This is a genomic window from Psychromonas sp. KJ10-2, from assembly GCF_047323255.1.
GTDB lineage: Bacteria > Pseudomonadota > Gammaproteobacteria > Enterobacterales > Psychromonadaceae > Psychromonas.
Genome location: NZ_CP178827.1, coordinates 388,112 through 412,612, shown reverse-complemented (window position 1 = coordinate 412,612; position 24,501 = coordinate 388,112). Strand labels below are relative to the sequence as shown.

Genomic DNA, 24,501 nt, shown 5'->3' with positions numbered 1-24,501 from the left:
TAAATATAAGTTCACCTCAAATATGCTTAAGCAGGATGCTGGCGGTATTTGTACTTATTGTTATGTCATCTCATTTACTTGCACTAAGCAGCACAACTGAATCATCTTCAGAAAAGACGATAACTACCGATCAAACCATCAACATTCAATTGGATGGCATTAAGTCACTTATAAAACAAAAGATTATGCGGCAGCGCAGTTAATGGTTAATCTCTTATTCGATGAAGTTAATGAGCAGAACAATTCAATTAAGCAGATTGAGCTCTATACCGTTTCAGGAAAGCTTTACTATAAACAAAAACAATATTACAAAGCGATTAATCAATTTGAAAAAGGGATTACACTCATTACAGCAAAAGACGATCAATCTAAGAAAACATTAGCCGGCTTGTATCATGAAATTGCACAGAGTTATAAACACTTACAGAATATTCCAAAGTCTATTGATAATTATAAAAAAGGTTTAAAAATACAAAAAGAAAGAAAAGATAATTTTTTTATCGCAACGGCTTTAAAAAACATTGCAATGGCTCAGAACAAACAGCAAAACTATATGAAAGCGCTGGAATTGGCTCAAAAAAGTTTAGCCATTCTAGAATCAGGTAAATGGCCTTTACGCCATGCACAAGTACTACTCATTACGGGAATTATTTACCGAAATATAGGCCACTATGAGAAATCATTGGATTATATTCAACAAGCGAAAGCTATTTATGAACAAGAAGATGATATACAACATTTAGCCGAAGTTGATAATCAAATAGGTTTGATCTACACCAGTTTAGATCAGTTAAACAATGCGAAGTCTTTTTATCAACAAACCCTAGATTTACCTATTGAAAGCGTTAAACCTGAAACGCGTGCAGCTGCATTTCGTGAATTAGGCGTCATTAGTTACCACCAAGGTAAACTAACAGAATCTAAAAAAATGTTACGCTCTGCTCAGGATATTTACGAATCAATGACTAAACTATCAAAAACCACACGTATTGAATTGTTATTAGGACGTAATTATCTACAACAAGGCAAGCCTGTTACTGCAATGGGTTATTTTAAACAGTCATATGCTTTAGCCAGTGAATTTGAGCAAATTGAATTACAAATTGAATCACTTAATTACTTAGGTGAAATTTTGATGAAGGACGACATTGATCAGGCTATCTCTTTATTTGAAAAAGCGTTAACCCTCTCCGAGAAAGTAGATGCTAAAGATCAAAAAATGAAAACTTATCAATGGTTAAAAGAGATTGAAAAACAAAGAGGTAACCTAGAAAAATCACTTGAATACTCAGAAAAAAGATACCAATTATCATTAGCTATTCAACAGGAGCGCAAAAACTTAGACTTTACTAAAAACCAAGTTATTTTAGCCTCTTTTAAATTAGAGATGGAGCTTGAAGGGTTACGCGAGAATGCGGAGTTGAATACCTTAAAGTTAACCAAGCAACAAAATGAACTCGCTATCATGAAGCAGTTGCAACAAATATCTGAATTAGAAATTAAGAAAAATCGTTTTGCTAATTGGTTGCTGATCACCCTACTGCTGGTATTTTCGTTGCTTGCTTTGTATATGCTATATCAATATAAAAATACCCGTGCAAAAAATAAAGAGCTTGATTATTTAGCCTCAAGAGACCCCTTAACCAACTGTTTTAATCGACGAGTATTATACCTACGCTTTAACAAAAGCCTTGAACAGCAGGAAACACTGCAGCACTACTCAGTGATATTAGCTGATATAGATTCGTTTAAAGCGATAAATGATACATACGGCCACACCACTGGCGATCAAGTCATACAAGGCGTAGCTAACATTTTACAAAACAATACTAGTGAACATGATACGGTAGCGAGATTTGGCGGTGAAGAGTTTTGTATTTTACTGCCTAATGCTAAACAAGAGGAGGCAGAAAAAGTAGCTGAAAAGATGCGTCTTGAAATAGAAAATAGCCGCTACGAGTCAGTTAAAGTGACCTGTAGTTTTGGTATTGCCTCCTTGAATCATCAAGTGGAATCTAACTTAACCTTAATTGAGCGTGCGGATATGGCGTTATATCAATCGAAATACCAAGGTAGAAATCAAGTATCAGTATGGAAGCCTCAAGACATAGATTCAAAGGAGTCATAGACACATTTGAATCACTATAAGTTAAAAGAATTAAGGTATTTAGTATTAGGTTCAACTACTTTACTAGCGGGTTGCAAATCCGCAGTTTTTAACTAGTCATCTATCGTCTGTGCGATATAAAGTAAATCTGCTTTGATTTCGATAAAAGCGTCAACGACATCAGGATCAAAGTGGCTACCTGAAGCTTGTTTAATATAATTAAAGGTATCGTCAAACCCTACGGCCTTTTTATATATACGTTTGTTTATCAACGCATCAAATACATCTGCCACTGCCATCACTCTTGCTGACAGAGGTATAGTATCGCCTTTCAAGCCAATTGGATAACCACTTCCATCCCACTTTTCATGATGATAATTGGCAATTTCTATAGCAATGTTAAGGTAAGGATTCGGCCCTAACTTTTTAATTGTTTGTCTTAAGATATCCGCCCCTAATGTGGCATGTGTTCTCATGATCACCAGTTCATCGGCAGATAATTTACCAGGTTTGAGTAAGATATGGTCGGGAATACCTACTTTACCTATATCGTGCAATGGTGAAGCAGCAGAGATAAATTTAATGTAATCATCATTGATTTGATGTTTGTATTTAGGTTTTGTTTGTAGCTGTTTAATCAGCGCTTGCACATATAACCGAGTCCTAGTTATATGCCCACCTGTTTCAGAATCTCTTAATTCCGCTACCGTCGCCATACAATCAATAATTGATAGATTAGCGTTAGCAATGGCATCTTGAACAGAGGCTAACTGTCGTTCTGCGCAATAATGTTTTAATGTCATGATCCCAATGAAAACTGTGATTAAACTAATAATAGCGATAAATGGGGAAAGGTACACTTGTGTAGTATAAAGAAAAATAGCTGGTAAAAAGGACAATAAAAATAGTAAACAAACGGCCGATATATTTAAGACATTAACGCTTTTACATATCATTAATAAAGACAGCACTGCCCCAACTAGCAGGATAATGATCGATTCAGCAGCTTCAAACCACACCGGTATTGTTAACACATCGCCACTGATTACATTGTCAATTATCGTTGCATGTAACTCTATGTTAGGGAAAACAGGATCCAAGTAAGTATTAGAAATATCATTCAATGCTGACGCTGTAGCTCCAACTAGCACTACTTTCCCGGTAAAGTAGTCGGGTGAAATAGCACCACTCAATAATTTTAGTATTGGAATCGTCTGATAATGGCGCCCTTTTCCCCTAAAATTGATAAGCGCATCACCGGATTGATCAACTGGAATATGATTGTTATGTAGATCAACAACTGGCCCTAACAGGTCATTAGTAATAGAAAAATCACTGCCAAACATAACCGTTAAGCCAGCCAGAGATAGACTTGGCATTAGCTTTTTCTGGTATTGTTTAACAATAGGCATCCGCCTAACTAGACCATCTTTATCTATACTTGGATTAATAAATCCGGTTGCTGCACTATGTTGATAAAACTGTTGTAAAGGGCAAATAATGCCTTGGTACTGCTCGGAATTAAGGTTAGGTAAACGGCTCGCTTGTTTCTCTGTAACGATTTGTTTATTAATGACTTGTTTAATATTACTATTAACGCACTGTCCTTGCTGTTTCACTGTATGTTGAGAAAGTAATGAAGGCATGATAACAGGAGCACCATCAATGACCTGTGAAAAGTAATCATCATAATCCTTTAAACCTGGTGGGATAGATGATAAATCTAAATCGATAGCAAATCGTGAAGCAAAGAGTTGTTGAATATTTATGAGGGAAGAACCGTCTTTCTCCGCTAATAATATATCCATCAAAATAGAGGATGGTCTGCCTTCAATAATAAGACGTAACGCTTCAGCAATTTGAAAACGAGGCCATGGCCACTGCCCAATGGTTTCTATACTTTGGTCATCAATATCAATAATGATGATGCTATCGTTAGGCTCAGATTGTGGATAATGACTATTATAAAAATCGTATACTTTCCAGTCTAATACTCTCTCATTAATCGGCGTTGATATTGAGTAATAAGCAAACAAAGCAGTAATAATAAAACCGACTAATGACGGTAAGTAGTTTGTTGGTTGAGTAAGCATAGCAGTTAAGATGCTTCTCATAGAAATGAGTTACCAAATTTCAACTTCGACCCGTCTATTTTGTGGTTCAACCTCTTTATCAGACTTAATCAGTGGGTCATTTTCTCCATATGAATCGATTCTATATTCAGCCCCTGTAATATTCTCAGACTGTAATAATTTAGCGACAGAATTTGCTCTTTCATTAGAAAGCTTCAAGTTGTATTCACTGCTTCCTGCTGCATCAGAATGACCAATGATATTGATAATAGGTGATTTTCTGGCCTTAGCGGCTTCAATAATGCTGGGTATTAAAATTTGCGATTCATTAAGTAATACTGCCCCATTACTTTCAAAATAGAGTAGAAAGTTAGCGGGTTTTTCAGGTTGAATAGCAAACAAATCAGCGTGCTCAGACTTTATACTTTCCAAGTCGACTTGTTCTGGCTGTGTCGGTAAATCATCATTAGAAGTGACCATCACAGCATAACCTTGCTGATCAACCTGTTGCGAGCCTGATTCATTTAGGACAATTATTTTACTATTTTCTTTGTCATCAGGCAGTAACGTCACCGTCGTGATTGTTGACTGAGTTGCGCTTAATATCGCTACCACAGTAAAGGTAATTAAAATGAAGATTTCCATATATTACTCCACCTCCACTAGGAATTTTGTACCACGCACACCAATCGTGGCTTCTGGTGTTTGTACTTTAATTGATTCTGGAGATAGTTCACCAAGTTTGCCCGATGAATAGATAGCGCTGCCTTTCTCAATCATCACATCAAAGGAATACTGTTTTTGTTTAGGAGAGAATAAGTAACGATTAATAATAACTTGGGAGCTTGGGCCAATAGATAATTGCGTACCATCGATAAACACGAGACCAATATTACTATGGTCCTGTGTTGCGATCAGATAACCCTCGTAAAGTTTATCATTTACTTGTGCGTCAAATGTGCTTGAGCCAACTTGGATTGATACCTTGCCTTGCAGCGTTTTTATAGTACCAATGAACGCTGGATCTGCATGCGCAGAAAAGCAAGATAGAAAAAGCGCCAATATGACGTAAGAAAATACTCTGGTTCCCATACAAATCCCTTTAGCATGATGAATTGAATACATTTCAGTTATGAAAGCATAAATCTATAATAGACACACAAAATAATAATACAATAGCATTTAAATATAAGTATGTAGAAAGTGATCTGTTTTACTAAATGATGGAGTTTAAATTAAGGGTATGAATTATTAATCAGCAACTTTCCTTTAGAATTTAACAGGTTATTTCCTCAAAATAGCAACAAAACAAGTTGTTTTATTAGTTAATAAAGAAGGCTAAACAAGCTCTTGAATAGCCTTATCGTTTACATTACTTCTATTTTTACAAATAACGTGTTTCTAAATGCTTTTTAAAATGAGCTGCATTTAAAGTTTCACCTGTAGCGCGTTTGATCAAGTCGTCAGTATTGTGCAATGAAGCTTGTGACCAAATATTATCACTTAACCAAGTAAAAATTGGGCTTAGGTCACCGCTTTTAATGGCACCATTAATATCAACAGTTTGCTGCATTGTCGCTTTATATTGTGCGGCATACATCGCACCTAATGTATAAGATGGGAAGTAACCAAAGGCCCCATCGGTCCAGTGAATATCTTGCATACAGCCATTTTGATAATTACCTTCAGTAGTAAGCCCTAATGACGCTTTCATTTTCTCATCCCATAACGCAGGTACATCGCTATGTTCTATTACACCATTAATCAGATCACGCTCTATTTCATAACGCATGATAACATGTGCAGGATAAGTCAATTCATCAGCATCAACACGAATGAATCCTTTTTCAACTTGAGTGTAAATTTTATAAAGATTGTCCTCTGCAAATACTGGATCTTGATGAGCATTAAAAGCATCAGCAGAGAGTTGCGACAAATGAGAAATAAACGGTTTACTGCGACCAATTTGCATCTCAAAAAACAGCGATTGGGACTCATGCACACCCATTGAGCGCGCTTCACCAACTGGCAAACCAGCAAAGGCTTTCGGTAAACCTTGTTCGTAGCGTGCATGCCCTGTTTCGTGAACAATCCCCATTAGTGCTTGTACAAAATCTTTCTCATCATAACGAGTGGTAATTCGCACATCCGATGGTACACCACCACAAAATGGGTGAACACTTTGGTCCAGTCGACCATGGTCAAAATCAAACTTCAGTAGTTTCATGGTTTCAACACCTAAGGCTTTTTGACTTGCTGTCGAAAAAGAACCTGAAGGCATAATGACCGATTGTGACTGTTGTTTATCTAAGGCTTTTTCGATTAATTCTGGTAACCAGATTTTGACATCTGAAAATAAAGTGTCTAATGAAGCCGTTGTTGTGCCTGGTTCATATTTGTCAAGCATCGCATCATAAGGCGTTAAACCCAGTGCTTTACTACGAATTTTGGCTTCTTCACGGGAGAGTTTAACTACCTCTTTCCAGTTCTTTTCAAAACCTACCCAGTCATTCGCTGGACGTTGTGAGCGCCATGCATGTTCACATTTAGATCCGGCAATAGACTGAGCTTGTACTAGGTCTTCAGGTACTATGGTTGCCTGTTGCCATTGTCGTTTCATTTCACGTAAGCTAGATTGCTGTTCGCTGCTTAAAGATTCCTGTTGAGCTTTATCAAACCACTCACCAAGTTGTGGTTGTGTTGATAGACGGTGTACATGTACCGATAATTCAGCCATTGCTTGTGAACGAGCATCATTACCACCAGCAGGCATATTCGCAGCTGCATCCCAGCCCAACATGGATTGAGCATGATTAAAATGGTCAATGGTTTGGTAATGCGCAGTAAGTTGGTCGTAGTTTGACATAATCTATTCGCTTCCTATTTTATTTCGGCTTTATCGACAACATATTATTACAGTATTGAACATTGGAACAGTGGTGAATGCGTTTGCGAATAATTGAGCAGGTTTGATTCGAAAAAATACCGTAGCTACCAAGCTTCAAAAATAAATTTATCAGACTATTTACAATAGTCTTTAAAACAATCAGTGTTTCAATAGCTTCAACTTCATGTAGTACTATAAATAACATGAAAGGTGTTAAAGCAATGAAAAGTGCCTTCAATGCCAATAAGGAAAAAATTAAGCTATTTGAGAAAGGAGAGCATCAAGTGACTCATATTGAATAAAAATAATCGGAGATTCAATCTCAATAATAACCACCGAAGGTGCAAAATTGGAAGACCACTTATTATTAGGAAATAATACATTTACCTTCAGCACCCCTGGTAATATAGAAAAACGTTTTACATATATAACGAAAACTACTCCCTCCCCAACAACTTGAGTGCAAAACAACCATTATTGTATATTGATAATCAAATAAACATAAAATATCATCAGTGTTATTAAGATTATGAAAATTTGTTTGTTGAGGGGCCCACATGAAAAAGATGAAAACACTATTATTTGCGTTATGCGTAGCGCCATTAATTATTATTGATAGCGCGCACTCTGACACAATGAAAATGGAGCAATGTAGCCGTCTTGAAATAAACCAAATATATCAGCATGATCAATCGAAAGATCCGCAAACGACTTCACAATTATATGGTAAACAGATTACAACGTTAAATAATATTGCAGAAAAAGAAGGGTTACATACATTAAGTATAATACCAGTAAACCCTGAACACGCTACAGATGATGAGATTACCGATAAATCAGAGCTCGCTATTTTAATGACCTTCACTGGAAGTCATGACAATCAGATTCTTGATAAGATCAACGCAGATTTAAAACCATTAAACTTTACATACTCTTCATTAATATTGAAAAAAGTGAGTTGTAACGTCTAGTCATCAGTATTTCCCAGCAATCTGCAAACATTTGAGCAATAAAAAACGAAGCATGCCGCTTCGTTTTTTTATTTACTAGTTTATTAGAAATGCCATTTGACTAATAAGTTAGGGTTATTCTCTGTTTCCCCATCGACACCAAATTTATTTTTCCAATAAACATATTCAATACCAACATCTAAACGCCCTGTTTTTAAATCTAACATAGGAGCAATATTGTATTTGATTTGTGGAGTGAAATTAAAGCCAGCTTCAGTATCACCAAATGCAGTATCAGCAGAATCAACAATATCCAGGAAACCATCAAAACGGAAATTACCTTTATCAAACTGCCAAGTCACAGTTAATTGATTGTTATCCCCTCTATCAATACCTAGATCCTCCTGAAAGCGACGATAATAAATGATATTAAAATAGTTAGCACCAGGTACAGCAAGACTAACCCCTAAACCCATTAAATAGTTATTAAAATTAGAATCCCCAGAACTAAACTCTACTTGTGTAGCTAAAAATACACTCTTTAGCAAGCTATCATCTTTATATAAAGTAGGATTAATGCTGAATTCACCGTAGGTGTCATCCGGATTGCTTAGCCTATCGACAAACAAGAAGGTTCCCCCCAATTGTGCCCAGAGGCATGTTCAAAGGTAAACACCTTACGTGTATCTTCAGTACTGGAAAATGGATCGACATATTCGCTTCCTACCAAACCACTTAAACTAAAATCTGACCATAGTTGTTCCGCTGAGGCATTTGTAACATGACATGCTAACACCGGTAGAATGGCTAATTTTCCGATTGTTGTAAGTTTCATATATTCCCTTATTAATAGTTAAAATATCATAGGTTGTTCTACCCGCAATTGGGTTAACTTACTTTTAGACTTCAAAGTATTGAACAACAGGTCAAGTTAACTAGATATCGCAAGTTTTGATCCAATTTTTCTCTCATTAATAAAATTAATTTAAGCATTTGAATATACAATAATTAAATTCAGAAAATGGACTTGAAGCTAAAGTTTAAGAGGACAGAGTGGTTTACAAGCATGGTGCACAAGCCCTATTTCAGTGCAGATTGTGTACAACATTAAAGGTATATAGGTGCATAAAAAGTATCAAGACGAATGACTAATTTGTTATTAGTCCGCAATATCAGAGAGCATGTTAAAAAGTAAAACGCGTTATTTTAATTTATCTAATCATTCGTTTTCTAAGCATAGGGCAGCATTATCGATATCCACTCTCTTGCTGCTGTACCCATCCAACAAAGGTTTTAGCGGCTAGGTTATTCTCTTGGTCTGCAATGTGTAAAAAATAGGCCTTTTCTTCGAACTCCATATAATCAGTAACACTCACTAATTCCCCCTTAGCAATTAACTCTGACACATGCCAGTCCCACACTAAAGCAATGCCAGTATCATTAATCGCGGCTTGGATAACGGCAACTTGATCGTCAACCATTAACGCATTGTTAGGTATACGATAAGTTAGCCCAGCTTTATTTGCCCAGGACTGCCACCCCTCCCAGAATGACATCTCTTTTTTAAGCATGATCAGAGGTTGATCGAAGATGCTTTGCAAGTCGATATATCCGCCATGGCTTTCTAAAAACTTCGGACTGCATACTAATTGAATCCGCTCAGCAAATATTTGCTGACAATTTTCATTAGCTGTTGCAATCGTAGCGTAATAGAAAGTCACATCATAATGTTCGCTAGCATCGATATGACGTTCATTACTGATAGTGATATTCAACATAATTTCAGGATGAGCTTGCCTAAATTGTTCTATTTTTGGCAATAACCAAAAGTGCATAAAACATGGACCCACTTCTAAGTTAAGTGTCACCGCAGTACTGGAGTTATCTAATATTTTGGTCTCTTCAGAAAGTATGTCTAACGCTTCTTTTACTCTTTGCAAATATTGGTAACCCTGAGCGGTTAATTGCACACCTTGTTTAGAACGTGTAAATAACTGGATATTTAAAAAATTTTCAAGATTTTTTACCTGTTTACTTACCGCTGTAGTGGTTACACAGAGTTCATCAGCAGCTTTAGTTAAGCTTCCCAAACGCGCTGCTGACTCAAACACTAATAGGTATCCTGTTGGTGGAATTAACCTAGACTTTATAGACACTTTAATAACCTTCCTTAACTTTAAGTTAAAGATATATTAACTAAATAACGATTTACTAACAAATCTATCTGTCTAGTATCTTCTCAACCTTACAGAAAGAAGATTGAAATCAATGATTAAAGTGAAAGAAATCCGTCACGATTGGATAACGTTACCCGATGGTACCCGTTTAGCTTTTCGTGCTTGGCTTCCAGACAATGCCGTATTACAGCCTGTTCCAGCCATTTTAGAATTTTTGCCCTACCGTAAGAGTGATGGCACTGTCGTCCGTGATGAATTAACTATGGCGCAAACTGCTGCACAAGGTTATGCCTGTATTCGAGTTGATTTACGTGGCTGTGGTGAGTCTGAAGGTTTCTTTGACGATGAATACTCAGCACAAGAGTTACAAGATGGTTGTGATGTTATTGCTTGGATAGCAGCTCAGGATTGGTGTGATGGTAACTTAGGTATGGTTGGTATTTCCTGGGGTGGATTCAACTCTTTGCAAATTGCAGCGCTTAAACCACCTGCTTTAAAGGCCATTATCACGCAATGCTCTACCGATGATCGTTACAATCGAGATATTCACTTTGAAGGTGGTTGTTTATTAAATGACAACATGGGCTGGGCTGCTTTTTTCTGGGCTTACGCACAAGCACGCTCTCCCGACCCATTATTGATAGATCAAGATTGGAAAGCCGTATGGTTGGATAGATTAGACAATATGCCACAATTGGCAACGCCTTGGTTATCGCATCAAACGCGTGATGAGTACTGGCAACATGGCTCAGTTTGTGAAGATTACTCTGCCATTGAAATCCCTGTGTATGCTATAGGAGGCTGGTCAGATGGTTACCGCGACACTGTATTTAATCTGTTAACTCATTTAAGCGGCCCTAAAAAAGGTCTCATTGGACCATGGGCGCATAAGTACCCTAATATTGCTTTTCCTAACCCGAAAATTGATTATGTTAAAGAATCTGTACGTTGGTGGGATCGTTGGTTAAAACAGATCGATAACAAAATTGATCAAGAAGCCGCATTACAATATTACTTACAAGACAGTGTCGCTCCACAAACAGATTATGACTTCCGTGCTGGTACTTGGGTCAGTGAGCCAAACTGGCCATCACCTAATACTCATTTACAAACATGGCATTTATCTCCACAAGGGTTAAGCACAGAACAACAACTCACTGACCATTCAGTCTCAATCTATTCTCCTCAAACCACTGGTTTAGACGGCGGCAGTTTCTGTGTGGGTATTCGAATTGATATGGAACAACCCGGTGATCAGCGTGCTGATGATGCAGGCTCTTTAGTTTTCGACTCCGAGACGCTCAGCGAAGAGATGCCAATTGCAGGTCAAATAGCGGCGCAATTTGCATTGAGCAGTGATAAACCCCAGGCTAATTTGGTGGTACGTGTTTCTGATGTGCATCCAAATGGCGAAGTGACGCGAATTACTTATGGTGTATTGAATTTAACACATCGAGATAGTCATGAAACACCGGAAGCGCTAATTCCTGGTCATGAATATGATGTGAGCATGACACTTAATGCAATGGCTTATGTGATCCCTAAAGGTCATAAGTTACGCGTAGCTGTATCTACTGCTTACTGGCCACTCATCTGGCCAAACCCAGAACAAGCAACATTAAGTTTTAATACTCAAAAATGTTCAATCACTGTGCCACTTAATCAGCACCCTACTATCAGTGAAAACATACCTGCTTATGACAAACCGGTTACTTTTGATGGCAAAGAACTAGCGGCTTCAGAGAGTAAGCGCGTTGTTCATAAAGATTACAAAACCGGCATTACTACACTGGAAACGCGTGAAGACTTTGGCTGTCAATTTTATGAATCTGCACAAAGTGATATTCAGTTCATTATGGATCAGCAGCAATCCGTCCATCACAGTGACCCATTAAGCGCAAAAAATGAAATCAAGGTGCAAGTTGATATGGGCAGAGAGGGTTGGAGAACCACTATCAAAGGTCACTATGTAATGACCTGCGATAAAGAAAACTTTTACCTGCAAGTGCAATGGCAAGCTTATCAAGATCAAACACTGATCTTCAGTAAATATTTTAACGACACAATAAAACGAAACTTTATATAACTAACTCAAGGATGAAATATGATTAAAACAATAAGACCCTTGGTGTTTTTACCTACCTTTTTGATATTAGCCGCCGCATTAATATTAAGCTTGGTAGATTTAGACACCTTCATTAAGGTAACGGGCTACCTTAACAGTAGCATTTTAAAGAACTTTTCATGGTTATTTAGCTTAGGCAGTTTCTACTTACTAGGTTTAGTTGTAGTGACCTACTTTTCTAAACTAGGTAATGTACGAATCGGTGGTGAAGGCAGTCAACCAATGATCAAAAAACCACAATGGTTTATGATCGTACTTTGTACTACCTTTGCCGTGGGTGTACTATTCTGGACAACCGCAGAGCCTATTTATCATTTGCATGCTCCACCAGCTAGCTTTGGTATAGAAGCAGCAAGCCCTAACGCTACTTTATTTGCTTTCTCTGCGATGTTTTTACATTGGGGACCAACACCTTACGCAATTTATTGTGTACCAGGGTTAATTTTTGCTTTGGCTTTCCATAACTTGAAAATGCCTTTTTCAATTTCAAGTTCATTACGCCCTGCTTTTGGTCGTTTAATTACCCCTGTTGTGGCCGATATTATCGACTCATTAGCTTTATACTCTCTAGTGGTTGGTATGGCTTCTTCATTGGGTACGGGTGTGTTAACGCTATTAGGCGGCATCAGTCAGTACATTGATATTGAACGTAATGCACTAACCTTAGGGATCATTACAGCAATTATTGTTGGTACTTTTATTTTGTCTGCTATTAGTGGATTAATTAAAGGTATTGCACGTTTATCTAAAATTAACTTTTGGATGCTGATTGCCCTCTTTGTGTTTATCTTTTTCTGTGGGCCAACTCTGTATATTTTATCAATTGGCGTTGAAGGCTTAGGTGCCTTTTTACAAAGCTTCTTCCGTTTAAGTTTGTTTACAGGACAAGCTGCGAATGACCCTTGGCCACAATGGTGGAGTGTATTCTATTGGGCAGTTTGGTTTGCTTGGGCACCAATTACAGCGATGTTCTTAGGTAAAATATCGCGTGGTTATACGGTTAAAGAATTCATTCAAGTCAATGTTATTTATCCAAGTTTATTTGTATTCCTATGGATATCAGTATTCTCAGGTACCGCTATTTTCATGGATACACAAAGTGCCGGTGAACTTTATAATGTATTAAATAATGAAGGCATTGAACAACTGCTTTATTACATTATGAATGATTTGCCATTTAGTGCGATTACCTCGTTCTTCTTAGTACTGATTGCTTTTATCTCTTATGTGACGGCAGCAGATTCAAGTACTGATGCCATTGGTGATTTATGTACTAAAGACTTTACTTCAGAATCTGATGCTAAGACGTCATTACCCATTAAAATACTTTGGGGTACGTTAATAGGGTTAGTCTCTTGGATCATGATCAGCACAGTAGGGATTGATGGTGTTAAAAAACTATCATACTTAGGTGGATTACCAGCCACTTTAATTATCTTAGCTTGTAGCGCGACGTTAATTTTGTGGATTAAGAAACCAGAGTTAATTGCCGTGAAAAGTAAAAAATAATAACAATAAATAATAGATTAGCTAAAAGCTAACATAGTCAATATTTTATTTAGGCTAACAGAAGTTACTTTCTGTTAGCCTTTTTTATTACTGATTTCTTTGTGAAAATAGTGATTAAAACAGTCAAATAATATTATGAATTTGAAAATTTACTGCTAGACTGCGCACACCTAAATAGGAGATAAACAGATGGGTAAAAAACAAAAAATGAACAAAATGATGAAATCATCGCCAGGTGAAAACCTTAAAACACAAAAAGCCACAGAGATAGGTCGTGGTACGATTAACCATTCAGCAATGGCGGCTTTAGTCACCAGTAAAGTATTTACTATGCGAGTTGAAAAAGCTAAAAAAGGTAAAGGTTCATTCAGTCGAAAACAAAGCATATGGGAAAAGAGAGTTATCAAATAGCGGCTTAGTACTTAGTACTGACTAAGCTATATTTGATAACCCTCTTTACCAAAATCAACACATTTATATAGATAAACAACCAAGTCGTTAACTTAATATGGTAGCGACTTGTTTAATCTCTTCCGCGTATTTACCACTAAGTGCTACCACTAATGCAAGTTTAATAACAAGTTAATTATTAATAACTTAAATTAACCCTGCATTTCATTATCTACACAAATCTTATTCGAGTCACTTTCGAATTATTGAATCAGCTTTGATATTCACACTTTGTTTAAAGTTCATTGAACAATGAACTTTTCAGTTGCTAAAATGCCTTATTATTTTCCCATCAAGAGATACAATGGCTAACTTCAATACTCATCTTAATACTGCAGTGATCGTCACTGGTTTAGGCTCCGCTACTTTATTATCTGCAGGACATACTGATTTAAACGGTGCACTTTGGTTATGGTTTTTAGGTTCAATTGGCGGCTTATTGCCAGATATAGATTCAGATAACTCTACTTCCCTCGATACTATTTTTAATTTATTTGCATTTAGCGCCGTCTTGCTAGTCCTCCATTACATAACGACAGAGTTAATTATTGAAATTAGCTTTATTGAGTTAATCATTGTGCCTTTACTGGTCTACGGATTTATGAAATATATCCTTAGACCTATTTTTGAATGGTTCACAGTACACAGAGGCAGTTGTCACTCTGTACTATTTTTAGCTTTCTGTGGATTGTTAACCACACAAGTCACTTGGCAATTGAACGGTCAAGCCACTGTACAAGCAGCAACTTTTGCTTGGTTAGCGGGCGGATTTGTTTTATTGGGCGGGTTGATTCATTTAATGTTGGACGAAATATACAGTGTGGATTTAAGTAACGTAAGAATAAAACGATCTTTTGGAACCGCTTTAAAGCTAGCTGATTTTGATAATAAAATAATCACCCTTGCGTCTATTTTAGCAATAGCTGGTTTAGTTTATATCGCACCACCTACCGAGCAAGCTATTATCTCATTAAGTGATTGGTCTCATTTTAGATTACAATCTTTACACTTTACATTCTAAGCGGTTTATAAATGCCACTGCGTCATATCATGACGGTTAAACATGCCCATGACTTTTTTATGGGCATTGCTCACCATAGGCTTATACCAATTGTATTAAATAACTGATCTAAATTTTGCGCCGGAAAAATGGCTTAGTTTGAGGCGTAAGTTGATGTAAATGGTTGTTCCCTATACGAAACTTACAACAAAAAAATAAGTTGTTTTAACAAGTAAAATAACTTATTTAATGCAATTGGTATGACTTAAGCGGTAAATAACGAATACGCGGATAAATTAACAACAACCATTTAAGTAATACAATACCACTTAAATTCTATAGGCAACCACTCACAATCTCTTGTTAAGGTTCTCAAATTTCGTGATTGAGAACATAAAATCAATTGTTTACGATTGATAAAAAATAGAAGTGATAATTATTTGTATTACAGGCGGAATGAATGAGTTATAGATGAGACTTACGTGCTAACTATTTACAGGTATTTTATTTACCAAATTAAACACATAAAGTGTATTTATAGACCGAAAAAACTTAAGTTTGATAATAACTTGCCGATAATTTAACAAATATAACGCAACCTAGCCCGAACGTTTTAAAGTATCATTACTCTAATTATTGATTCGTTTCGTATGTAAGGAGATTTATGGAAGTCTTGAATCAAAAAGGCGAATTAATTGAATTAGATACAGGTTTTAAATTCGGAGATGATTTCTTCACCTTGCTAGATTTTGTGAAATACCCTAGTCCTGATGATGCATTACGGTGTACCAGTGAACTGCAATGCGAACTGTTTTACCAGGACATCATGAATTATGCTTTTGTAGATTCTCATAACCAACTTTTGGCTGATGGCCATATTGGTTTAGCGGCTAAGAATTTGAATGAGATTAACAACTTATCCTTAGACTATTTAACTGGGTTAAAAAAGAAAGAATACTTAGAGCGTAAATTAGCTAGTTTGCAAAATGAGATGTATTTAGGCGAGCCTGTAGATTTCTCTATGATTATGTGTGATTTAGATAACTTTAAATCCGTGAACGATAAATTTGGCCACTCAGTGGGTGATGATACTTTGGCGTTATTTGGTCAATTGATCCTGGATACCATACGGCCATCGGATTTTGCTTATCGCTATGGTGGTGAAGAGTTTATGATCCTGTTACCTAATACCAAACTAAGTGAAGCTATATTAGTAGCTGAAAGGCTTCGTAAGGTTATTGAGCAACGTTTACAGATTGGTAACTATGGATTAAATCAAATCACAGCCTTTGATTTAAATAGTGAGCAAATTGAGCAAGAAAACAATGATATCAATGATGCTTTTTTCTTGGCACACAGTGTGACCTGTAGTTTTGGCATTGCTAATTACTCTGAACAAGGGCAATCAACTGAGTCTTTATTTGATACCGCCGATGAAAACTTATATATCGCTAAAAAGAGTGGTAGAAACCGAGTTGCTTACTAAGTAACTCAATCCCCACACTTCGCTATGTTATGTTATTGATAGCTAAATCTAAGCTCTACTTAAAGCGCAACACTAATTCATGTAGATCATCTGCAATTCGTTTTAGATCTTTGATCGAGGTTTCAGTTTCCGTTGAAATATTCACATTTTTATCAGTCAGAGTCGCAATACCTACCATTTGTTGATTAATGTCTTCCGATACATGCGCCTGCTGTTCAGTGGCCGTTGCAATTTGAATCGACATATCAGAGATTTTTGCAACAGCATCAACAATCCCTTTTAACATTTCACTACTCTGTATTACGTTATTTAAACCATTTTCAGCTTCTATAGTGCCCTGCTCTACATGAACTACTGCTGTACTTGTTTTTTCCGTCAATAGCTCGACAATCTTAAATATTTCACTGGTTGAGTCCTGTGTATGTTTAGCTAAATTACGCACTTCATCTGCTACTACGGCAAAACCACGTCCTTGCTCACCCGCTCTAGCAGCTTCAATGGCAGCATTCAGCGCGAGTAGATTAGTTTGTTTCGCTATTTGGTCAATGATATTGGTGGCAGTTGAAATTCTTTCCGCTTCTGCAGACACTTCCGTCACTGAATGGTTAATTGTTTGTACTGTTTCTTTTAATTTTTCTATTGATTCACTAGTAACCGTTACTAATGTTTCACCTTTTTTTGCTAATGCTAAAGCAGTTTCAGCATGCTCTGCGGTGTCAGAAACTCTCGAAGATACTTCACTGATTGTTGCAGTAATTTCATTACTCGCAGTAGCAACTTGTTGTGTTTTTGCTTGTAGTTGGTCTAAACCATTTTTTGAATGTTGAACGAATTCAAATGAATTATGGGATTCCGATGTTACTTTTATTGCTGCGCCCTCAATACGGCTTAATACCGTTATTAAATGTGATTGCTGACTTAAAATAGCCGTTTTAACCTTTCCTAACAAGCCCGTGCTGGATGTATAAGATTGTGTGGCTTGCTCATTAGAAAAATAACCACTTAATAACTTAGAAAAAGCCAATAAGTTATTTTTATTATGAATACTTGTCCATAACGCATAACCAATATTCGATATCAGCAATAAAATGATAGTCACTAGTGTTTCATCCATTGAGATAAGGACTAAAGATGATAACATCAACAGGATAAGTATTATGTTTTGTAAAGATATAGGTAACTTTTTTCTTAATCCTTTACCAGCATTAAAACGTTTGTATAGTTTCTCTGCTCTTATTACATCCTGTTGTTTAGGGCAAGACCTTACTGACTCATACCCAACAACCTTCCCGTTTTCCGTAACAGGTGTTACATAAGCGTCAACCCAATAATATTCCCCGTCTTTGCAACGATTTTTTACTAAGCCCATCCAAGGTTTACCTTGTTTTAATTGGCCCCACATTGCTGCAAATGTTTCACCAGGCATATCAGGATGACGCACTAAATTATGCGGCTGCCCAATCAATTGATCTCGACTAAAACCACTTATTTCGATAAAAGCCTGATTACAATCAACTATATTACCATTAGTATCAGTCACTGAAATAAACTTTTGATCTACTGAAAAAGTTTTTCTAAGGTCAATTACCGGTAAATTTTCACGCATCTAAATATCCTAATATGCAAAGTACTTAATTTTTGAGTGTATCTTAGATTATTATATGGCAAAAGTGGTAACTATACACAACCTAAAATGACTTTAAGTTTATTTTAATGCGATTAATAATAGGTTTTGTGTAACTGATGTCGCATAAACGGGTAAACACAAAGGGTTAAAGTTTACCTAAGTTAATTGAGAACAAGTATTTAAAATAAGCTAAAATAGACCACTATTATTTACATTTAGAGTTATATATTTAATGATCTCCAACGCTAACATTGATAAAAACAGTCAACACAACGACTCATTTCAAACACTTAAACTCGTTTCCCCTTTATTGAAACGTTTAAGCGAAATGCAATATACACAACCTACCCCTATTCAAATGCAAGCTATTCCCAATGTATTAGCCGGAAGAGATATTATTGCAGGTGCTAACACAGGCTCTGGTAAAACGGCTGCTTTTGCGTTGCCTATATTAAATACCCTAGCATTACAGGCAACAGGACATAAATCATCTGCCAATTTTGTTTCTCATCTTGTACTTGTACCAACGCGTGAACTAGCCAAACAAGTTGCGGATAGTATTAAGTCTTATGCCGCGCATTTTAATGGCGCAATCAAAACCGTTGCCGTCTTTGGTGGTGTGTCTATTAATACGCAAATGCAAGCGTTGCGTGGCGGCAGTGATATCTTGGTTGCAACACCTGGACGATTATTAGATTTAATTAATAGTAACGCCGTTAAACTGGATAACGTTAACACCTTAGTATTAGATGAAGCAGACAGAATGCTTAGCTTAGGGTTTACCGATGAATTAGCTTCTTTACTAAAATTGATGCCACCACAAAAACAGACATTACTGTTTTCTGCTACTTTTCCTGAACAAGTGAAGGCTCTGACTAAAGATCTACTTAATGACCCAGTGGAAATACAATTACAAAGCGCTGAACAAAGTACCTTGGTACAGCGTTTATTCACTGTTGATAAAGGCCAAAAAACGGCATTGTTATCACATTTAATTAAACAACATCAATGGCAACAAATCTTAATCTTTGTCAACGCCAAATCAGCCTGTAAACATTTAGCAGATAAACTCGCCAAACGCGGTATCAATGCTGAAGTTTTTCACGGAGATAAAGGTCAAGGTGCACGAACACGCGTTTTGGAGGCATTTAAAGTAGGTGAGATTCAAGTGTTAATTGCAACTGATATTGCAGCACGTGGTTTGGATATTGATAAACTGCCCGTTGTGATCAACTTTGATCTCCCTAGAAGTCCTGCTGATTACATGCATCGTATTGGTCGAAGTGGACGTGCTGGAGAAGTCGGTTTGGCTTTATCAATCATTGATTTTGAAGACGTTCAACATTTTAAAGTTATAGAGAAAAAGCATAAGATTCAATTAGAGCGTGAACAAGTAAACGGGTTTGAAACCACTGACTTTGAACAACTGGCATTACAGGCTAAAAATAACATAACAGCACCTGCTCAAGGTACTGGTAAAAAGAAACGCAGTAAACAGCCACAAATTAATGCGGATATTTGGCTAGGTAAAGTGTAGAACCGACCAAGCAAGCCTCTATTTATCAAGAGTGGTTAACAACCTTATGACCGCTCTTTTTTTAACCTTCTCAATTCCCTACTTTCCGTACCAGATCACTTTAGTATTATCAACCTGAGCTACAATGAGCTTGATTGTTTTTTTACATTTATTTTTAGCACTCTATCAATTCAATATCTACAGTATTCATTTTTAAAAAATGACCAGTTAATTAACTCGATTGTCATGACGTTTATATTAAATAATAAATTGAAAACAAATAGCATTTAAATTCGCTATATTCCAAAAAACACTATAATGACCTATAAAACAGTTACTTACACTTTTTCCAAACGATAAGCTTGTGTAAGTCGATGATTCAAAAAGGATTTGTAACCATAAAGGGGTACTATCCCAATATTGGTTATCACAAGGGTTGTGGCACATTTTATGGATTTACAGCAAAATACGAAATTACTAGCTAGCCAGCAAAAAATACTCACAAAAATAGCATTAGGCGAACCTTTACATGAAACCTTAGCATCGATTTGCCTAGCGATTGAATCATTAATAGGTGATGATAATGCTAAATGTTCAATATTAAAGTTAATTGATAACTTACTTTATAGTATGGCTGGGCCAAGCATACCTGATAGCTATTCTCACTTAATAAACGGCATTAAAATTGGTCCTGCAGTAGGTTCCTGTGGCACGGCTGCTTTTTTAGGCAAACGAGTTTTAGTGGAAGATATCCCTCACTCCCCATTATGGGAAGAGTTCAAAAGTATTGCAGAACAATACGATTTCAAAGCATGTTGGTCGACGCCTATTATTTCCACTAAATCTGAAGTGTTAGGCACATTCGCCATCTATTATTCAGATCCTAAAGTTGCATCAAAAAAGAACCTCGAGTTGATAGATTATTTTGTCCATTTATCCAGTATTGCCATTGAAAAAAGCAACGATGCATTGCAAATGCAAAAACTGGTTAAAGATTTAAAAGTTACCAATCAAAACCTTAATGCGTTTATTAAAGTAATACCTGATCCAGCAATTATTATTACCAAGGAAGGGTTATACCTCAATGTTTACGCAGCATCAGAAAATTTATTAAGCGACCCTATCCATGAATTAGTGGGCAAAAATATTAAAGATATTTTATCTGAGAGTGACGCATTAATGGTATTAGATAAAATAAATAAAACATTAGAAACCAATGAAATACATGTATTTGAATATACGCTTACAATACGCTCTGAAACACTTATTTTCGAAGGCAGAAGCATTAAGATTAATTACAATAATGACGACCATGTATTATGGGTGATCAGGGATATCACCAGCCGTAAAAATAGGGAAAACGAGGTCAAGAAACTGGTTTATTATGATTCATTAACCAGTTTACCTAATAGACGTTTACTCAATGACCGTATAGAGCAGTGTGTGGCTAAAGTACAACAAGAAGATACCATCAGTGCTCTGTTATTTCTGGATATAGACAACTTCAAACGTATTAATGACTCGCTCGGCCATGCAGCGGGAGATCAGTTACTTATTCAATCAGCAAAACGCCTTACAGCGGTGTTAGGTAAAGTTAATACACTGGCTCGTATTGGGGGCGATGAGTTTGTGATCCTTGTTGATACCATTGGTGCTGACTTGCAACAAGCGGAACAAAATGTCATTCAACTGGTCAAAAAAGTGCAATCTATTTTTAATGATAAATTTGATATCGGCAAACTTGCCTTTCAAATTAGTGCTAGCATTGGCATCTACCTAATCGATAAAGAACATGCAAACGCAGATAACACCCTTAAATTTGCAGATACAGCTATGTATCGTACTAAATTTAAAGGTGGCAATGGTTACAGTTTCTTTGACCCCAAACAACAAACACTACTAGAGATTAAAACTGAATTAGAAAGCGAGATAGTCAGGGCTATTGAAAACGATGAATTCTGTGCTTACTTTCAACCTCAAGTGGATGTTCATGGAAAAGTCAGTGGTGCTGAGGCATTGATTCGCTGGAATCACCCAAGTAAGGGGTTGGTGCCACCTTATCAATTTATCCCACTCGCTGAACAATTTGGCTTAATACAAAAATTACAAAATATTGTATTACACGATATTTGTAAATTGCTTAATCAATTGGCTATAGCGCCATCAGTCTCTCCAAGCTATCGCATTGCTATCAATATGTCACAAAACCAGTTCAACTCTCCCACTTTAAAAGATGAATTAATATCGATTATTGATCAATATAAAGTCCCAGCATCACTAATAAAACTAGAGATAACAGAAAGTATGTTATCCAATGACCTCCCCTATACCGTGCAACAAATGCATGAGTTAAAAAATGTTGGCTTTACTTTTTCAATTGATGACTTTGGTACAGGTTACTCTTGTTTATCAACGTTACATGCATATCCAGTGGATGAATTGAAGATTGATAAAAGCTTTATCGATAACATATCAAACCTTGAAACAGGTTTACCGATAGTTGAAACCATTATTAACTTGGCAAAAAACTTAAATATTTCGGTGATGGCAGAAGGTGTTGAAACAAAGCAACAGTTTGACATTTTAAAAGAGAAAAAGAGCGACGGGATACAAGGCTATTTAATTGCTAAACCAATGTCTGCAACTGATTATATTAATTGGCACCAACGTATGTCTTTACACTAATAATGTGTAATAGATGACATAGAGTTGGCTAATACCCGGTAGATCTGTTGAATTATTGATTTTAAATCTGCTAAGCTCATATTTTCTTGTTTAGCATGTTCATGGTTTAAATTCTCGAATAATATAGGCTCTACCTTAGTTATTTTAATACGGCAAATCCAACGATTATCTTCAAAAGTAAACACATCTACTCTACTATCAGGCAAATAATGCTTTTCTTCTTCATTTCTAATGGTTAAGGTTTTCTTAGCAGATAAAATGTCTGACTCAAAACGTTCAAAAAATGTAATTTTAGATGAGATCGACATTGGATTTAGGCATAATGTTCCTAAGGTTCAGAGTATAGCTTTGATTATAACTATTAATTGTAGTTGATAGCGGTAGAGAAAAGAACATTACCCTACAGCAGTAGGATAATGTTTTACTAATAGGTTTAAACTAAGTTCTATAGTGCGATAAGATCTTACTTAATTTTTCTGCACCTTCCGATAAGTCTTTAGTACCCAAAGATGATTTATGAGCATAATCTCGGATCGATGTAGACTGGTCACGTACACCAGTTAAGTCCGAAGCAATACCATTTGCGACCGCACTTTGCTCCTCTGAAGAGGTTGCAATATGGAAAGTCATCTCTATTACCGCTTGTGATGATTCGGCAATTGCATTGATATCTGTACCAATCTCTTTAATCAAGTCCGTACTGGTCTGAGCCTGAGAGACTGTATTATTGGTAATAGTAGAGATATTGTTGGTTTCAGACTGAAGGTTACTGATCATAGATTGAATCTCTACCGTAGCAGATTGCGTTCTACTTGCTAATGTTCTCACTTCATCTGCGACAACGGCAAACCCTCGTCCCATTTCACCGGCACGTGCGGCTTCGATAGCGGCATTCAGCGCTAATAAGTTGGTTTGATCTGAAATGGAGTTAATTGTGGTGATCACTTCATCTATTTGTGTCGCATTTTCTTGTAATGTTGCCACTGAATATGACGTTTCTTCGATATAATTAGACAGTTGCTGAATTTCACTAATCACTAATTGAACTCGCTGATCACTTTGTTTGACATGTTCGGAGTTAAGCTCGACTTGTTTAGAAGCATTTTTCGATATCTCCGTGACTTCAAGTGATGAAGCCGTCATCTCTTCCATGGCTGTAGCAACTGAGTCAAGCGATGTATGTTGTTGGTTTATTTGAATTTCACTCTGTTTACTATGATCTGCAATATCTGATGAAGTATGATGCAACATTGACGCATTTTCTTTCACGGTATCCACAAGCTCTGATAATGTATCCATGGCTTTATCTAAACATGCACCAATGGTACCGAATTCATCTCGACCTTCAATAAAACCTAAACGAGACGTTAAATCCCCTTTTATAATTTTCAGGGTCGTATCCCACAATACCCATAATGCACCACGTAAAAATGTGGCAGTCCAATACAGGGCTAATGCAAAAGGCAATATCCATAAAAACGTCAGCAACAAACTATTAAGTGCACTTTGTTTTGCGGGATTTTCGATTGCTGCGACAGATTCTGACAATGAGACGTATTGCTGTGAGTTAGTTTTAACCACCACGGTGACCTGGTCATTATTACGTACCATGTGAGAAGTACTAGCGGGAAACGTTACCCCTAAATCAGCAATTTTATCGAGTTGATTAGTGGACTCAAGTGCTATCACCATACCTGATAAACGTTGCTCTAGTATTTGAGCTGATTGTTGTTCAATCATGTCCACAGTATCAAGGTATCGATTAATAGAAATAAAGCTAAGAATAATGACAAACAGGCCAAAAATGACCCAGAATTTGTCAAACAATGACATCTTGATAAATAACTTATCAATATTTCTAAATTGAACTTGTTTCATATTATTTCCATATAAAGTAGTGGTAAATCACA

The 24,501-nt window shown here is 36.5% G+C and carries 18 protein-coding genes and 1 pseudogene; 9 read left to right on the top strand and 10 right to left on the bottom strand.

What is annotated here, in order from left to right; translation table 11 throughout:
- Window positions 1-202 precede the first annotated feature (202 nt).
- On the top strand, window positions 203-2,128 hold the full coding sequence (locus tag ACLKL2_RS01975) for a tetratricopeptide repeat-containing diguanylate cyclase (protein WP_413693177.1): 1,926 nt from the start codon (window positions 203-205) through the stop codon (window positions 2,126-2,128).
- 92 nt (window positions 2,129-2,220) lie between these two features.
- Here the strand turns inward: ACLKL2_RS01975 and ACLKL2_RS01970 are convergent, their stop codons facing one another.
- The 4 genes from ACLKL2_RS01970 to ACLKL2_RS01955 all read right to left on the bottom strand — a co-directional run bounded on the left by ACLKL2_RS01970 (window position 2,221) and on the right by ACLKL2_RS01955 (window position 7,045).
- Window positions 2,221-4,221, bottom strand: coding sequence for a CHASE2 domain-containing protein (locus ACLKL2_RS01970; protein WP_413693176.1), 2,001 nt, complete (start codon window positions 4,219-4,221; stop codon window positions 2,221-2,223).
- 9 nt (window positions 4,222-4,230) lie between these two features.
- Window positions 4,231-4,824, bottom strand: coding sequence for an OmpA family protein (locus ACLKL2_RS01965; protein WP_413693175.1), 594 nt, complete (start codon window positions 4,822-4,824; stop codon window positions 4,231-4,233).
- A 3-nt stretch (window positions 4,825-4,827) separates the two neighbouring features.
- A complete protein-coding gene (locus ACLKL2_RS01960) occupies window positions 4,828-5,271 on the bottom strand; it encodes a FecR family protein (protein ID WP_413693174.1) in 444 nt (147 codons plus the stop codon).
- 292 nt (window positions 5,272-5,563) lie between these two features.
- Window positions 5,564-7,045, bottom strand: coding sequence for a carboxypeptidase M32 (locus ACLKL2_RS01955; RefSeq protein ID WP_413693173.1), 1,482 nt, complete (start codon window positions 7,043-7,045; stop codon window positions 5,564-5,566).
- Between the two features lie 578 nt (window positions 7,046-7,623).
- Between ACLKL2_RS01955 and ACLKL2_RS01950 the strand changes: the two genes are divergently transcribed.
- Complete coding sequence (locus tag ACLKL2_RS01950; RefSeq protein ID WP_413693172.1) at window positions 7,624-8,037, top strand: hypothetical protein; 414 nt, start codon at window positions 7,624-7,626, stop codon at window positions 8,035-8,037.
- Window positions 8,038-8,120: 83 nt separating this feature from the next.
- Here the strand turns inward: ACLKL2_RS01950 and ACLKL2_RS01945 are convergent, their stop codons facing one another.
- From ACLKL2_RS01945 to ACLKL2_RS01935, 3 genes are all read right to left on the bottom strand, one after another.
- On the bottom strand, window positions 8,121-8,645 hold the full coding sequence (locus tag ACLKL2_RS01945) for a DUF5020 domain-containing protein (protein WP_413693171.1): 525 nt from the start codon (window positions 8,643-8,645) through the stop codon (window positions 8,121-8,123).
- Window positions 8,627-8,851 carry a hypothetical protein gene (locus ACLKL2_RS01940; protein WP_413693170.1) on the bottom strand — a complete coding sequence of 75 codons (225 nt, stop codon included), beginning with the start codon at window positions 8,849-8,851 and terminating at the stop codon, window positions 8,627-8,629. Before ACLKL2_RS01940 ends, ACLKL2_RS01945 begins: the two co-directional genes overlap by 19 nt.
- 412 nt (window positions 8,852-9,263) lie before the next feature.
- Entirely contained in the window at window positions 9,264-10,172 is a 909-nt protein-coding gene (locus ACLKL2_RS01935) for a LysR substrate-binding domain-containing protein (RefSeq protein ID WP_413693169.1), read from the bottom strand.
- Window positions 10,173-10,284: 112 nt separating this feature from the next.
- On the opposite strand from ACLKL2_RS01935, the gene ACLKL2_RS01930 reads away from it, so the two are divergent.
- The 5 genes and pseudogenes from ACLKL2_RS01930 to ACLKL2_RS01910 all read left to right on the top strand — a co-directional run bounded on the left by ACLKL2_RS01930 (window position 10,285) and on the right by ACLKL2_RS01910 (window position 16,763).
- Window positions 10,285-12,279, top strand: coding sequence for a CocE/NonD family hydrolase (locus ACLKL2_RS01930; RefSeq protein WP_413693168.1), 1,995 nt, complete (start codon window positions 10,285-10,287; stop codon window positions 12,277-12,279).
- Window positions 12,280-12,297: 18 nt separating this feature from the next.
- The gene (locus tag ACLKL2_RS01925) at window positions 12,298-13,827 is read left to right on the top strand and encodes a BCCT family transporter (RefSeq protein ID WP_413693167.1); all 1,530 of its coding nucleotides are present in this window, start codon (window positions 12,298-12,300) and stop codon (window positions 13,825-13,827) included.
- A gap of 207 nt (window positions 13,828-14,034) precedes the next feature.
- A pseudogene (gene arfA / locus ACLKL2_RS01920) lies at window positions 14,035-14,246 on the top strand (alternative ribosome rescue factor ArfA).
- Window positions 14,247-14,581: 335 nt separating this feature from the next.
- Entirely contained in the window at window positions 14,582-15,298 is a 717-nt protein-coding gene (locus tag ACLKL2_RS01915; protein ID WP_413693166.1) for a metal-dependent hydrolase, read from the top strand.
- 643 nt (window positions 15,299-15,941) lie between these two features.
- Window positions 15,942-16,763 carry a GGDEF domain-containing protein gene (locus ACLKL2_RS01910; protein WP_413693165.1) on the top strand — a complete coding sequence of 274 codons (822 nt, stop codon included), beginning with the start codon at window positions 15,942-15,944 and terminating at the stop codon, window positions 16,761-16,763.
- Window positions 16,764-16,818: 55 nt separating this feature from the next.
- On the opposite strand, the gene ACLKL2_RS01905 is transcribed toward ACLKL2_RS01910, so the two are convergent.
- Window positions 16,819-18,369 carry a methyl-accepting chemotaxis protein gene (locus ACLKL2_RS01905; protein ID WP_413693164.1) on the bottom strand — a complete coding sequence of 517 codons (1,551 nt, stop codon included), beginning with the start codon at window positions 18,367-18,369 and terminating at the stop codon, window positions 16,819-16,821.
- A gap of 253 nt (window positions 18,370-18,622) precedes the next feature.
- Here ACLKL2_RS01905 and ACLKL2_RS01900 point away from each other — a divergent pair, with 253 nt between their 5' ends.
- Together ACLKL2_RS01900 and ACLKL2_RS01895 are read left to right on the top strand one after the other, a co-directional pair.
- On the top strand, window positions 18,623-19,927 hold the full coding sequence (locus ACLKL2_RS01900; protein ID WP_413693163.1) for a DEAD/DEAH box helicase: 1,305 nt from the start codon (window positions 18,623-18,625) through the stop codon (window positions 19,925-19,927).
- Between the two features lie 429 nt (window positions 19,928-20,356).
- The gene (locus ACLKL2_RS01895; RefSeq protein ID WP_413693162.1) at window positions 20,357-22,591 is read left to right on the top strand and encodes a sensor domain-containing phosphodiesterase; all 2,235 of its coding nucleotides are present in this window, start codon (window positions 20,357-20,359) and stop codon (window positions 22,589-22,591) included.
- Here ACLKL2_RS01895 and yqfB read toward each other — a convergent pair.
- Both yqfB and ACLKL2_RS01885 read right to left on the bottom strand, forming a co-directional pair.
- A complete protein-coding gene (gene yqfB / locus ACLKL2_RS01890; protein ID WP_413693161.1) occupies window positions 22,588-22,899 on the bottom strand; it encodes a N(4)-acetylcytidine aminohydrolase in 312 nt (103 codons plus the stop codon). The genes ACLKL2_RS01895 and yqfB overlap by 4 nt on opposite strands.
- A 130-nt stretch (window positions 22,900-23,029) precedes the next feature.
- Window positions 23,030-24,469, bottom strand: coding sequence for a methyl-accepting chemotaxis protein (locus tag ACLKL2_RS01885; protein ID WP_413693160.1), 1,440 nt, complete (start codon window positions 24,467-24,469; stop codon window positions 23,030-23,032).
- Window positions 24,470-24,501 lie beyond the last annotated feature (32 nt).

What these genes read in the sequence shown, in the direction of transcription:
- ACLKL2_RS01895 (WP_413693162.1), top strand. Translation starts at nt 20,357, where the DNA reads ATGGATTTACAGCAAAATACGAAATTACTAGCTAGCCAGCAAAAAATA.
- ACLKL2_RS01885 (WP_413693160.1), bottom strand. Translation starts at nt 24,469, where the DNA reads ATGAAACAAGTTCAATTTAGAAATATTGATAAGTTATTTATCAAGATG.
- ACLKL2_RS01930 (WP_413693168.1), top strand. Translation starts at nt 10,285, where the DNA reads ATGATTAAAGTGAAAGAAATCCGTCACGATTGGATAACGTTACCCGAT.
- ACLKL2_RS01950 (WP_413693172.1), top strand. Translation starts at nt 7,624, where the DNA reads ATGAAAAAGATGAAAACACTATTATTTGCGTTATGCGTAGCGCCATTA.
- ACLKL2_RS01955 (WP_413693173.1), bottom strand. Translation starts at nt 7,045, where the DNA reads ATGTCAAACTACGACCAACTTACTGCGCATTACCAAACCATTGACCAT.
- ACLKL2_RS01915 (WP_413693166.1), top strand. Translation starts at nt 14,582, where the DNA reads ATGGCTAACTTCAATACTCATCTTAATACTGCAGTGATCGTCACTGGT.
- ACLKL2_RS01900 (WP_413693163.1), top strand. Translation starts at nt 18,623, where the DNA reads ATGATCTCCAACGCTAACATTGATAAAAACAGTCAACACAACGACTCA.
- ACLKL2_RS01960 (WP_413693174.1), bottom strand. Translation starts at nt 5,271, where the DNA reads ATGGGAACCAGAGTATTTTCTTACGTCATATTGGCGCTTTTTCTATCT.
- ACLKL2_RS01905 (WP_413693164.1), bottom strand. Translation starts at nt 18,369, where the DNA reads ATGCGTGAAAATTTACCGGTAATTGACCTTAGAAAAACTTTTTCAGTA.
- yqfB (WP_413693161.1), bottom strand. Translation starts at nt 22,899, where the DNA reads ATGTCGATCTCATCTAAAATTACATTTTTTGAACGTTTTGAGTCAGAC.
- ACLKL2_RS01925 (WP_413693167.1), top strand. Translation starts at nt 12,298, where the DNA reads ATGATTAAAACAATAAGACCCTTGGTGTTTTTACCTACCTTTTTGATA.
- ACLKL2_RS01940 (WP_413693170.1), bottom strand. Translation starts at nt 8,851, where the DNA reads ATGAAACTTACAACAATCGGAAAATTAGCCATTCTACCGGTGTTAGCA.
- ACLKL2_RS01965 (WP_413693175.1), bottom strand. Translation starts at nt 4,824, where the DNA reads ATGGAAATCTTCATTTTAATTACCTTTACTGTGGTAGCGATATTAAGC.
- ACLKL2_RS01910 (WP_413693165.1), top strand. Translation starts at nt 15,942, where the DNA reads ATGGAAGTCTTGAATCAAAAAGGCGAATTAATTGAATTAGATACAGGT.
- ACLKL2_RS01975 (WP_413693177.1), top strand. Translation starts at nt 203, where the DNA reads ATGGTTAATCTCTTATTCGATGAAGTTAATGAGCAGAACAATTCAATT.
- ACLKL2_RS01970 (WP_413693176.1), bottom strand. Translation starts at nt 4,221, where the DNA reads ATGAGAAGCATCTTAACTGCTATGCTTACTCAACCAACAAACTACTTA.